Source organism: Rodentibacter sp. JRC1 (assembly GCF_020521555.1).
Lineage (GTDB): Bacteria > Pseudomonadota > Gammaproteobacteria > Enterobacterales > Pasteurellaceae > Rodentibacter > Rodentibacter abscessus.
In genome coordinates, this window is sequence record NZ_BPWA01000001.1 from 1,867,155 (window position 1) to 1,879,902 (window position 12,748).

A 12,748-nucleotide genomic window follows, 5' to 3' on the forward strand; every position below is an offset into this window, starting at 1 on the left:
TTTTTTTGAGCGTTTTTATTTATCACGCATTACTTCTTCCTGACAATGGGGACAATTCATTAAATGTTCTTCGTTATTATGCACAATGTAATGTCCCATTTTTTTAGCTTTGGTATCTAAGTATTTGGTGTTATAGCGGTTTTCGCCGACATTCAGGGGAACACGTTCCACCACATTAATTCCCGCCTTTTTCATTGTTTCCACTTTTTCCGGATTATTAGTCATTAAGCGTACTTTTTTCACGCCTAATAATTCAAACATATCCGCACATACTTCAAAATTTCGTTCATCAGCTTTAAAACCTAATGCGAGATTCGCTTCAATAGTATCCATTCCCTTATCTTGTAGGGAATAGGCACGAATTTTATTAATTAATCCTATGCCACGCCCTTCTTCACGATGATAAATTAATACGCCGCGACCTTCTTCTTTAATTTGATTAAGTGCCGTAGCAAGCTGAAATCCGCAATCGCATTTTAAACTGTGGAGCGCATCACCGGTTAAACATTCGGAGTGAATACGTGATAATACAGGTTCATCACTGTTTGAAATATCGCCCATCACTAATGCCACGTGTTCTTTTTTGGTATCGGGAAATTCAAAACCGACCATCTTAAAAATACCGTACTCAGTGGGTAAATCGGCTTGAGCAACCAACTGGATTTTTGCCATAAAGTTATCCTCATTCATTTCATTTCTGCTAAAATGCGCACTTCATTCTTATTATCAAGGAGCGAAAGTGTTTAAAAGGCTGTCATTATATACGTTATTACTTTGTCTTGTACCATTTTTTATGTGGGCGTTTTCTTATCAATGGAATGGTAATAGCCAATTGATCGAGGCCGATTATTGGCTTTATTTGCTCACCGAAACGGGCAGCGTTCCGTATGCGTTGATTACCTGCGCTGCATTTGCCTTGATTTTTGGTTTTTTATTTAAAAACCGCAAACAATGGTTCTTAGGTGTGATGGTGATGGCCTTTGCAGTAGTTGCTACCCAAGGGGTGAAAACCGGTTTGAAAGCAGTGTTCAAAGAACCTCGCCCGTTCACTGTCTATTTAGCGGAGCAAACACACACAAATGCGGAAAATTTCTATAAAAATGATCGTTCGCAACGTGCACTGATCGCAAGAGATTTTTATAGCAAGCAAGCCGATACGCCGACTTGGCTTGTAAAACATTATGAAAATGAAACGGGTTATTCTTTTCCATCCGGTCATACTATTTTTGCGGCGACTTGGTTAATGCTTGCGGTAGGCTTTACACAATTATTGGGAAACCGTACATGGAAGGCGAAATTACTGGTGGGAGCAATGGCGTTATGGAGCGTATTGATGCTAGTCAGTCGTGTTCGTTTAGGAATGCATTACCCAATTGATCTTTTGATCTCAACCCTTTCAGCGTGGATAATCTGTATGATTATTTTCGGTTTTTTACAGAAAAAACGATCTTCGTCATAAAACAAAGGGTTAAGTGCGGTTAAAATTTTCGGTATTATGCATCAGTTGCACAAAAGGCTGTTTTTAATTCAAATGTAGGGTGCGTTAGGCTTGCCGTAACGCACCAAACTTGGGTTTAACGGTGCGTTACGCCTTTGGCTAACACACCCTACTCTGGTTTTGTGCAACTGATGCATAATACCGAAAATTTTAACCGCACTTTTTATCAAGGAGTTTTGATTATGTATTATGGTTTAGATATTGGCGGTACGAAAATTGAGCTTGCCGTATTCAATGAAAAATTAGAAAAGCTGTATTCCGAACGAGTACCGACGCCAAAAACGGATTACGACGAATGGCTTAATACGATAGTCGATTTAGTGAAACGTGCTGATGAACGATTCGGTGAACCCGGCACGGTGGGAATGGGGGTACCGGGTTTTGTCAATCAACAAACCGGTTTAGCGGAAATCACCAATATTCGTGTGGCGGATAACAAGCCTATTTTACGCGATCTTTCCGAACGTCTGGGGCGTGAAGTGCGGGCTGAAAATGATGCAAATTGTTTTGCGCTGTCTGAGGCTTGGGACGAAGAAAATCAGCAATATCCGACTGTGCTGGGTTTAATTCTGGGAACGGGCTTTGGCGGTGGCTTTGTATTAAATGGCAAAGTGCATTCAGGGCAAGTAGGAATGGCGGGCGAATTAGGTCATTTGCAGCTTAATTATCACGCGTTAAAACTGCTTGGTTGGGACAATGCACCGATTTATGAATGTGGTTGTGGCAATAAAGCTTGTTTGGATACTTATCTTTCCGGCAGAGGTTTTGAAATGCTATATCGGGATTTAAAAGGGGAATCACTTTCCGCCCGTGAAATTATCGATGCTTTCTATCGTGGGAAAGAAAGTGCGGTCGATTTTGTGAAACTTTTTGTGGAGCTGACTGCCATTTCTATCGGTAATATCATCACTGCATTTGATCCGCATATGATCGTGCTCGGCGGTGGTTTATCCAACTTTGATTACCTATATGAAGCTTTACCGAAAGCATTGCCGGCTCATTTAATGCGCACGGCGAAAGTACCGCCGATCAAAAAAGCCAAACATGGTGATTCCGGAGGTGTGCGCGGTGCCGCCGCCTTATTTTTAGCGAAATAATTTTTTAAAGGCGTGTCAATTTTTTACACGCCTTTTAGATTTTATTTAGTTATATGTCTTTTTTATTAGAGAAAATCTTTTCTAATGTCTTTTATTTTCAAGTATTTCTGATAAACATCGCCTTCATTTTCTTCTTCCTCTACAATTTTATTTTTTCATTATTTTGGAGGAACTGATGGAATTAATCGCTTATTTAGAGCAACTTCTCACTTGGATTGTCGATCATTTTGATGGACCATTATGGAATCTCACCATTGTTATTTTACTGGGGGTCGGTCTCTTTTTTACGATCACTACCGGTTTTGTGCAATTACGTCTTTTCCCGGCAAGTATTCGTGAAATGTGGTTTGGACGTGCAGCGGAAGGGAATTCTTTGACACCGTTCCAAGCGTTTGCAACGGGGCTTGCCAGCCGAGTAGGTGTCGGCAACATTGGTGGCGTGGCAACGGCTATTGCGTTAGGCGGTGAAGGCGCGGTGTTTTGGATGTGGTGTACGGCATTTATCGGTATGTCGAGTGCTTTTGCCGAATCTACTCTTGCGCAGTTATTCAAAATTCAGGATAAAGACGGTACCTTTCGCGGTGGGCCTGCATATTATATCGTACAAGGTTTGAAATCTCGTACGATGGCCGCCGCCTTTGCCATTGCTTTAATTTTCACTTTCGGTTTCGCTTTTAATTCCGTGCAATCAAACTCTATTGTTGAGGCGACAAGTAATGCTTGGAATTGGAAAGGCGAATATGTGGGTATTGTATTAGTGATTTTGACGGCAGCGATTATTTTCGGCGGGATCAAACGTATTGCCATCATTTCCAGTAGTCTTGTGCCGATAATGGCATTATTTTATTTAATTATGGCGGTGATTATTCTTGGTATGAATATCGAGATGGTGCCGAATGTTATTCGTAATATCATAACCAGTGCTTTTACCTTTGATGCGGCTGCCGGCGGATTTTTCGGCGCAATGGTATCAAAAGCAATGATGATGGGGATTAAACGAGGTCTATTTTCAAACGAAGCAGGTATGGGATCTGCACCAAATGCCGCAGCAGCAGCGCATGTTAAACACCCCGTTAGTCAGGGGTTAGTACAGATGCTCGGCGTGTTTGTGGATACGATGATAGTGTGTAGTTGTACGGCAATCGTTATTTTATTATCGAACAATTATGGTGGCGAAGAATTAAAAAGCATTTCGCTTACACAAAGTGCGTTGCAGTATCACGTTGGGGAGTTTGGTGTACATTTCCTCGCATTTATACTATTGCTTTTCGCTTATTCCTCAATTATCGGTAACTATGCTTACGCTGAAAGTAATATTCGTTTCATCAAAAACAAACCTTGGTTTGTGTTTGTGTTTCGTTTAGTCGTGTTATTCTTCGTGTATTTCGGTGCGGTGCGTTCCGGCAATGTAGTTTGGAATTTTGCCGATACGGTGATGGCAGTAATGGCGATTATCAATTTAGTGGCGATTATCATACTTTCCCCGATTGTGTGGAAATTAATGAAAGATTATCAACATCAATTAAAATCAGGTAAAACGCCAGAATTTAAAATTGAAAATTATCCGGAATTAAGAAAACGAGTGCTTGAACAACAAACTTGGAAATAGAAAAAAGTGCGGTCAAATTGATCTGCCCCCCAAAAGTTGGACAAAATAAACCAACTCAGTCAGGGGCAGATTTTATGACCAAATACAATCAAACATTCAAACAACAAGCCATCGATTTTTATCTTAAAAATCACTTAGATGTTTCACTTACAAAAAAACAATTTCAACTTTCCGACACCACCTTAAGACGTTGGATTATCCAATATCAACATTCAGGCAATGCAGGGCTTGCCCTATTGCCCGGCAAACGCATTTATTCCGCTGAATTTAAATATCAAGTCATCCTTGCCGTTCAAAAAGGGGATTTCTCTGCAAGGCAAGCGACAATCCATTTCGGCATAAGTAATTCAGGTCTTATCAGCCAATGGTTGAAAGCCTTTGAAAAAGACGGTATAAACGGTTTACACCCCAAACCGAAAGGAAGACCGACAATGTCCCCGAAAAAACCAAAATACGCCAAAATGCCACCGCCGCCGAAGACCGAAGAAGACCGCTTACGGTTAAGGATTTTGGAGCTTGAAGCGGAGGTGGCATTTCTAAAAAAGTTGGACGAAGTGATACGGGAGGAAGAAGCCGAACGGCGGCGATTATCCAAAGATTGAGAGGGACGTTTCCGCTTAACATCTTGCTTTCATTGGCAAATTTGCCTCGTAGTGTGTTTTTCTATCATTTAAAGCCGAAGGCGGATAAAAATACCGCACTTAAAGCGGAAATCAGGCGGATTAAAGCAGAAAATCCGGCGTATGGTTATCGCCGAGTAAGTGCGTTATTGAAAGGCGTTAATCACAAACGGGTACAACACTTAATCCAACAAATGGGGCTACAGGTGAAGGGCAAAAAAGCGAGAAAGTACGCCGCCTATCGCGGTGAAATCGGAAACATCGCCCCAAACCGCTTACAACGGGATTTCACCACAACCCGACCAAACGAAAAATGGCTTACCGACATCACGGAAATCAAAGCCAAAGACGGCAGTAAATGTTACGTCTCACCGATTTTAGACTGCTTCAACTCGGAAATCATCAGCGTTGCTATCAGTCGAAGCCCGAATTGGCAACAAGTGAAAGTAATGTTGCAACAAGCGGTCGAAAAATTACCCAAAGAGGCGAAGCCGATACTGCATTCGGACCAAGGTTGGCAATATCAAATGTGTGCGTATCAACGCATCTTACAAGAAAACGGCATAGTGCAGAGTATGTCAAGAAAGGGAAACTGCCTAGATAATGCGATGATGGAGAGCTTTTTCGGGCGGATGAAAACGGAATGTATCTATGGTAAGCATTTTGACAATGCCGAGGAGGTTGCACAAGCGGTGAGGGAGTATATACGGTATTACAATGAGGAACGAATACAATTAAAATTAAACGGCTTGAGCCCGATACAATATCGAACTCAAACCATGTGTTAAATGGTCTAACTTTTTGGGGTCAGATCAAATTGACCGCACTTTTTTTATCCGTTTGTTCTTGCGCAAGTGCTACATAATATTAAAATTGAGCGGTATTATGTAGCAGCTGCACAAGGAGAATTTTATATCCGGAATTTATTTTGGGGCGTAGGGTGCGTTAAGCTTTGCGTAACGCACCATTTCATTATTAAACCCTCTATTGGTGCGTTGCGGGTTCGCCTAACGCATCCTACGATAATTTATGCAAGTGCTACATAATGCTGAAATTGAGCGCATATGCGACCTTTAGTTTAAAAGGTATAACCAAGTTTTATATTACCAATAGTTTGATTACCGCCTTTGCTCAAAGCTTTTTCAGCTTTCACATTAAAGGAGAAACCGTTGTGCCATTCGTAGCCGAAAGTTGCACCAATGTTAGCAATATTGCGGCTTGGTTCGGTGTTAATCGTAAATTGGTTACCGTTCCGGAAACGCCCTTGCAATGCTTTCTCACCGGAAAATACCCGATAATCTGCGCTAACTTTGAATTGTGCTTTGCCGTTCGTAGTCGGTAATGTTCCTATGATTTCCTGACCTATTCCTGCTTCCAAATGATTGCTGTGCAATGCATCAATATTTAGCCCTGCTACACCGTTTTCTTTCACTGCTTGCTGGTTGAAACGGGTATAAGCTACGCTCAGTTTAGGCACAAATTGCCATTGTTCGCTTAACGGTAAGGCATATTTCAGTTGTGTATAAACACTGACGGCATTTGCTTTGGTACGAGTGTCAAACTGATGGCTGTTATAGCCGTTGTTGATATAACGTTTGCCGTTTAAACGATTTTGAGCGTACATTACACCGCTTGTAAGTGTGAGACGATCAATGTATTTACTTAAATAAGCACCTAAGGAAACACCGTTACCGCTTAATCGACTTTGATTGAGACCGGTAATGGTCGTTTTATCCGTTCCGATGTGTGCACCAACGGTCAAATTATCATTTACACCGTAGTGAAGTGAGAGCATCGAACCCTTTGTCGTCGCTTTATCGGCTGTTTTACGATAATCGATCTTATCGAAGATCCCTTGCGCCGCAATGTGCCATTCTTGGGCTTTCAATTGTTTTTGCATTGCCGATAATGTAAGACGTTGTTGCGAAACGGTTTGATTCAAATGATGGATGACTGCACCGTAAATATTTTGTTCAACGGTTTCCGCCAAATAACGATTGATAGCGTCATTGGCTTGTTGTGCGGATTTATCTGTGGTTAAAGCCGATTCTTGTAATGGATTCACGCCACCGGCTTTCCAATTGGCAATGTAGCTGTCGTAGGCATCTTTATAGGCAGTGTTGAAACGGGCATCCGCTTCATTTTGTTTTGTTGCTAATGCTTGGTTAAGCTCTGTAATTTTTTGCTCCAGCTTCGCAATTTGGTTGCTGCTATTCGTTGTCGGCATATTCGGTTGTTCAGGTTGAGCGGAGGATTGATCCGCTTGTGGAGTAACCATTGCATTTTGTAAAGCCTGCAGTGTTTTTGACAATTCTTTGCGTAAGCTATCTAACTCAGCTTGTTTTTGCTGTTTTGTTTTGTTGTGATCAGCCAATGCCGCTTGTAGTGCTTTTTCCGCTTCTGCTTGTTTACTCTCAATATCGGCTAATTGAGCGTTCAAAGCATCCAATTTGGCTTGTTGCTGTTGTTCGGCTTGTTTTTGAGCCTGTTCCGCTTCGATTTTGGCTTTTTCTGCTTCGGCAATTTGCGCTTTCAGTGAATTTAGATCTTCTTGCTGTTTCTTAGCTTCTTCCGCACTCATGACCACTTTGGGTTGGATTAACAATTTACCGTCTTTAAAGACCGCAGATTGTAAAACATTATTGGTAGCAAAAGTAACTTTCGGATCAAGCTGTGAACGGGCAAATTGTATTTCGTATTCACTTGAGGTTTTAGCCGCGTTGACTACAAATTTACCGACACCGCTTAATGTGAGTTTATCGGCTTTATTAGCGTATAAAGCGTGAGTTTTCGGATCTAACACCTGATAATGGAGATCTTGATTAAGAGTGATATTATTCGTGCCGTCCACGTTAGCATTAGCTAAGAGGAGTGTTTCTTGGTTAATCACCAAATTTTCCGCATTAGCCACATTGTAACCCACCTTAATTGGTAAACCGCCTCCGCTCACTTTACCAAAGTTTAGGGTGTCGTTTCCTTCACCTAAATCAAGAGTTTTTCCATTAAAAATGGCACTGCTGTCTGCGATGGTTAGTTCGTCATCGCCCCCTTTGAGATCAATATCGCCGTTAATCCGAGATTGATTACCAAAGGTAAACTTATTCGCTCCATTATCTCCCAGCACGGCAAGTGGTTTTTCCGTTTTATTAATCATAAAGCCATTGACATTTAAGGTTGTACCGTCTGCATTCACTTCGGTATTTTCTGTAATTTTCAAGGCGGTTTTATAGCCGTTGATAATAGAATCGGTTAAATTGACCTGATGTTTGGCAACTAATGCACCGTTTTCTATCCCCACGCCATTAATAATTGTGTTGGCGATATTCTCATCGGCGGTGGTGATTTTTTCACTATCTTTACCGCTTGGAGTAAGAGGGGCGTTAATCACTTGATAGGTTTTACCATTTTTTGTGAAGGAAGATATATCGTTACCTACGGTTACACGTTCAATTCCCTCATTTTCATTGAGTTTAATGTATAAGCCGCTGTTTTTTACTTTGTAATCGGATTTATCCGCCGTATCAAAATAGCGATAATGTTGGTCGTGATTTTGATCAGGTTGATAGTTCCCAATAATCATTCGTCCGGCGAGAATACCGTAGTTCGTAATATTCCCTTTAAAACCTGAGCGATACTCCGGATTATAGCTACTCCAAGATGTATCAATTTTACCTCGAGCCAATAATGCACTGAGATTACCGGAAATAATTCCTGTGTTGGTAATTGCTGAACGGTGTTCGGCATTCAAGGCAATGCCCGCTCCATTATTGCGGTAATCCACGCGCGAATATTCCCCTTGTGAGAATCCTTGCCACACTCTTGTATAACCGGTAATGACCCCGCTGTTATCAATATCGCCTAAACGGGCGTTTTGTTGACCATATTCGCCTGATTCGGTGTAAGCCCACACCGAAATACCGTTCCCACTGGCGTGAACGGTGGCCGCACTCTGTACGCTGGCTTGTTGATGTGTTGCCGTTGTGGCGCTTGTTGGGGCTTCACAGCCCGGCGTACCGGCAGCCAGCCATTTACAAAGTTCGGCACTTAAACCGCCACTAACATTTGACGTTGTGGAAGAAGTTTGCTGTGTATTTACTTTTGGAATAAATTCTTTATTTTCTGCATTTCCTGCATTTCCTGATTTACCGCTACGCACTTCCAATTGACCACGAATAATTCCGCTATTGTTAACATTGCCGATAGCTGATATTTGTCCGCTGTTTCCTTTAACAAAGGTAGATAAGCCATTACCGGATGCATAGCTGTGCGCCATTATTTCACCCATACCATTTCCTGCCTGCACTTTTGCCGAACCGCTAATCCGGCCGTTGTTTTGTACGTTTCCTAAGGTTGCATTGGTTGGGTAAGTCGTTTGAGCGTTGGAAGATTCCGCCGTTACCGCCACACCGTTACCGCTATTTTGAGCATGTGCATTGGAATAAAGGTGAAACCCTTGATAATTGGAATTATTGCCTGAGATTTGTTCTAATGATCCGGTAATTTCACCGAAATTTTGCAGATTACCAACCGCACTTTCCGTTCTGTTTTTAGCAAATCGTCCGGTAATCGCCATCGCTGAAATACCGTTTCCACTATTGGCTGCTGATGTGCCGGTATGGGTTGTGTTTTGCCCTCCAAATAAATCTGCTTTGCCAACCAAATACCCGTTATTATGAATTTCGCCCAATTTAGCAAAATTATGTTTACCTTCCGAGAAAGTTTGCCTGTCAATGGTGTTCACATAGGAGGCTGCGGATAGGGCATTACCGGATGCGGTAGTGGCCACTGAATAGAATTGTGGTTTATAGCTTGCAGTATGCGAGGTTGCATTTTGATCTGCTTGTGCATGAATTTTAGCTGTAATCAGTCCGCCATTATTCACGTTATTTAGGCTTACCTCAACTGTTTTTCCCTCAAAGTCCACTCGTTCCAGTTCAGGCGAGCTTGGCGTAGATTCGGCTACAGCACGGGTTCTGGTTGTTGAATTGCGGCTAGTACGGCTACGGGAAACACCTGTTGCGCCACTATAACCGTCTGCAATACCATCGGCGCCGACCTCGGCATTGTGTTTACCAAAGTCTGCTAAGCCGATAATTGAAATACCGTTACCGCTGCCGTAGCTTTGAATATCACCATGGGTTTCTGCCGCACCACCTTGTAGAGCGGCTTCCGCTGCAATCGAACCGCTGTTAGAAACGGTATCTAGTTTGAAAACCACATCATTGGCATTACTGGGGGCAGACCAACCGAGGGCATCAATTCCATTGGCCACTCCATCAATAGAAATTGCACCACGCCTATCTTCGGATTCACTTGTCGCTTGCCCCGTTGCAATCACTTTACCGATAATTTGCCCTTGGTTATCCGCCCCGGTTTGTGCTGCTTTACCATCTTGATCCTTAGGATTGCCATACCAAATAATTCTCACGGGATTACCTGAGCGGTTAAATTTTCCTTTAATCCGTTCTTCGGTATTTTCTGTCGCTGTGAGCGTGTCAATTTTTTCAATTTTATCTTCAGTATATACTTTTGCAACGGTTCCTTTGCCTTGTTCGTAAGCATTGGCAGAAACAGAAACCAGCGCAACGGCAACTGCACTGAGAGTTAAACCTTTCAGTAAAGGATGAGGTTTGTGATCCATAGTATTTCCTTCTTGTTGTATTGATAAACAGGGCAGGATTTTAATGTTAATGATATTGATTATCAAGATCATTTTGTTTTTTGATCTTCTGATTCGGATAAATGTTGTATCTGAGAGGTTCAATTTTATAAAAAAAGGGGGGGGAGATAAGGATTGATGAAAGATTATTAATGTCAATTAAAATCGGGCAAAAGGTCGGAATTTAGAACTGAAAATTATCCGAAATTAAGAAAACGTATGCTTGAGAAGCAAAGTGCGGTCAATTTTGACCGCACTTTTTTTATGATTTCAAATTTCGATAAGTCAGAAAATAATAGGCTGACACCGAAATGATTACGCAAGCCCCCGTGGTAAGCAACATTGGTGCTGCAGTATCCATTTTCATCGTTGCAACTAGTGACCCTATAATTGCGCCCACTGCAAAGCGTACGCTGCCCATTAGAGAATTAGCTGTACCTGCCATATTAGGAAATTTTTCCAGCACGGATGCCATGGCATTGGACGAAATGAGTGGGTTTTGTCCTACGAAAAATGCGACACCAAGTGTCATAGACCAAAAACCGAAATCGAAAAGTGCGGTCAAAATCAGCCACATTCCGGATAAAAATTGAATGGTTAAACCAATGCGTAACATCGTTTCTGCACCAAGTTTCGTCACGAAGCGTCCATTTAAGAAAGAGGCGAGAGTCATTATTGCAATGTTCAGCATAAAGAAATAACCGAATTGATCCACTGCGATGCCATAAATACCAATGTACACAATAGAGCCTGCCGTGACGAAAGCAAATAAGCCGCCAAAACCGAATGCGGCGGCGAACATATAGCCCAGTACCTCTTTTTGTTTCCATAAACTTATAAAATTACGCGCGATAATATTGAGACGAAGTGGAATACGGTTTTCTTTTTTATGTGTTTCCGGAATGATGATAGAAACCAGTAAGGCGGATAATGTGCCCATTATGGCGATGACGTAAAAAATCGCATGCCAGTGAAAATATTTCACAATGTAGCCGCCGATAATCGGTGCAATTAAAGGTGCAATCATAAAGACGAGCGTAATACTGGACATCACTTTGGAAAGTTCGTTTTTACTGAATAAATCTTTCAGCAACGCCCCTGAAAGTACAACGGGTGCGGCACCGAAAAAGCCTTGGACAAAACGAAGTGCGGTAAAATTTCCGATAGAATTTATCTCGGTCAGAATAAGAGCGGTAAGCGCACCAATAATCACACCAAGTAAAATAATCGGCTTGCGTCCGAAGCTATCTCCAAAAGGTCCCCAAAATAACTGCCCGAACGCCATTCCGTAAGCAAAGGCGGTGAGCGTATGTTGTACTTGCTCGGGGCTAATGTTGAGATCTTTGGCGATTTCTAAAAATGATGGCAAATACATATCCACGCCAAAAGGCGGCAACATAGATAAAATGCCGAGTGTTGCGATAAAAATAAAGGTGGGTTTTATATTTTGTGTCATATTATTTTACCAAACTGTCAATTTCTGCTTGGGAGAGGGAACGGTATTCACCTTCTTCTAAGGTGTTATCCAATTCGACCTCACCGATTTTCCAACGATGTAAACCGATCACTTTATTACCAAGGGCGGCAAACATTCGTTTTACTTGGTGATAACGCCCTTCGGAAATCGTGAGATTTACATTGTAATCATCTAAAACTTCGAGCTTTGCCGGCTTGGTAGGATTTTTTTCACCCCGTAACAAAATTCCTTCTGCACAGGCTTGCTCGTAGTGTTTTTCCACCGGATCGGCAAGGGTAACAAGATAGGTTTTCTCACAATGATGTTTTGGCGAAGTAATACGGTGAGACCATTGTCCGTCATCGGTTAATAATACAAGCCCTGTGGTATCGACATCTAAACGCCCTGCACTGTGGAGCTTGGCGGACAGGGGATAGTCAAAGAATTGGTAAATGGTAGGATAATCGCCGTCATCATTTGAACATACGCAGCCTTGCGGTTTATTCAACATAAAATATTGCCCGCTTTCCAACCAAGTGAGGCGTTTATCTTCAAAATAAATTTCGTCATCTTGTGAAATTTGACGAGCGCTGTTTTTTTCAATTTCACCGTTAATTTTGACCGCACTTTGGCGAATGGCTTTGGAGGCCTGAGAGCGGGTTAAACCGGTGTTTTCGGCAATGAATTTATCTAATCGCATAGGGTATCTCTTTCTTTTGAGTAGTGAATATTTTACACGATGGCAAAATATTGGCTGATGAATATAGGAAATAATTTTTCTGAGGAATAAGTCCGGATCATCTAAGTCA

Annotated in this window: 8 protein-coding genes; 4 read left to right on the top strand and 4 right to left on the bottom strand. The window is 42.0% G+C overall.

All coding sequences use genetic code 11. The features are described 5' to 3' along the window. Positions 1 to 15: 15 nt before the first annotated feature. Positions 16 to 672, bottom strand: a complete 657-nt coding sequence (gene ribA / locus HEMROJRC1_RS08560) for a GTP cyclohydrolase II (protein WP_226692511.1) — start codon at positions 670 to 672, stop codon at positions 16 to 18. Positions 673 to 739: 67 nt separating this feature from the next. Between ribA and HEMROJRC1_RS08565 the strand changes: the two genes are divergently transcribed. The 4 genes from HEMROJRC1_RS08565 to HEMROJRC1_RS08580 all read left to right on the top strand — a co-directional run bounded on the left by HEMROJRC1_RS08565 (position 740) and on the right by HEMROJRC1_RS08580 (position 5,612). Beyond that, positions 740 to 1,459, top strand: coding sequence for a phosphatase PAP2 family protein (locus HEMROJRC1_RS08565; RefSeq protein WP_226692512.1), 720 nt, complete (start codon positions 740 to 742; stop codon positions 1,457 to 1,459). 221 nt (positions 1,460 to 1,680) lie between these two features. Beyond that, positions 1,681 to 2,595 carry an N-acetylglucosamine kinase gene (nagK, locus tag HEMROJRC1_RS08570; protein ID WP_226692513.1) on the top strand — a complete coding sequence of 305 codons (915 nt, stop codon included), beginning with the start codon at positions 1,681 to 1,683 and terminating at the stop codon, positions 2,593 to 2,595. Between the two features lie 175 nt (positions 2,596 to 2,770). Continuing rightward, positions 2,771 to 4,204 (top strand): sodium:alanine symporter family protein, encoded by a 1,434-nt coding sequence (locus tag HEMROJRC1_RS08575; protein WP_226692514.1) that lies wholly within the window; start codon positions 2,771 to 2,773, stop codon positions 4,202 to 4,204. A gap of 74 nt (positions 4,205 to 4,278) precedes the next feature. Then, positions 4,279 to 5,612, top strand: a protein-coding gene (locus tag HEMROJRC1_RS08580; protein WP_226692515.1) for an IS3 family transposase whose coding sequence is annotated in 2 segments (ribosomal slippage) — positions 4,279 to 4,783 and positions 4,783 to 5,612 — 1,335 coding nt in all. Because the reading frame shifts where the segments join, the coding sequence is not laid out codon by codon here. A 290-nt stretch (positions 5,613 to 5,902) separates the two neighbouring features. On the opposite strand, the gene HEMROJRC1_RS08585 is transcribed toward HEMROJRC1_RS08580, so the two are convergent. The 3 genes from HEMROJRC1_RS08585 to rsuA all read right to left on the bottom strand — a co-directional run bounded on the left by HEMROJRC1_RS08585 (position 5,903) and on the right by rsuA (position 12,639). Next, a complete protein-coding gene (locus tag HEMROJRC1_RS08585) occupies positions 5,903 to 10,465 on the bottom strand; it encodes an autotransporter outer membrane beta-barrel domain-containing protein (protein WP_226692516.1) in 4,563 nt (1,520 codons plus the stop codon). Between the two features lie 280 nt (positions 10,466 to 10,745). Beyond that, positions 10,746 to 11,939 (bottom strand): Bcr/CflA family multidrug efflux MFS transporter, encoded by a 1,194-nt coding sequence (locus HEMROJRC1_RS08590; protein WP_226692517.1) that lies wholly within the window; start codon positions 11,937 to 11,939, stop codon positions 10,746 to 10,748. A gap of 1 nt (position 11,940) precedes the next feature. Beyond that, on the bottom strand, positions 11,941 to 12,639 hold the full coding sequence (gene rsuA, locus HEMROJRC1_RS08595; RefSeq protein WP_226692518.1) for a 16S rRNA pseudouridine(516) synthase RsuA: 699 nt from the start codon (positions 12,637 to 12,639) through the stop codon (positions 11,941 to 11,943). Positions 12,640 to 12,748: the final 109 nt, after the last annotated feature.

Bases quoted from the DNA above. Each gene is read 5' to 3' on its own strand.
- ribA (WP_226692511.1), bottom strand. From the start codon at position 672: ATGGCAAAAATCCAGTTGGTTGCTCAAGCCGATTTACCCACTGAGTAC.
- nagK (WP_226692513.1), top strand. From the start codon at position 1,681: ATGTATTATGGTTTAGATATTGGCGGTACGAAAATTGAGCTTGCCGTA.
- HEMROJRC1_RS08575 (WP_226692514.1), top strand. From the start codon at position 2,771: ATGGAATTAATCGCTTATTTAGAGCAACTTCTCACTTGGATTGTCGAT.
- HEMROJRC1_RS08585 (WP_226692516.1), bottom strand. From the start codon at position 10,465: ATGGATCACAAACCTCATCCTTTACTGAAAGGTTTAACTCTCAGTGCA.
- HEMROJRC1_RS08590 (WP_226692517.1), bottom strand. From the start codon at position 11,939: ATGACACAAAATATAAAACCCACCTTTATTTTTATCGCAACACTCGGC.
- rsuA (WP_226692518.1), bottom strand. From the start codon at position 12,639: ATGCGATTAGATAAATTCATTGCCGAAAACACCGGTTTAACCCGCTCT.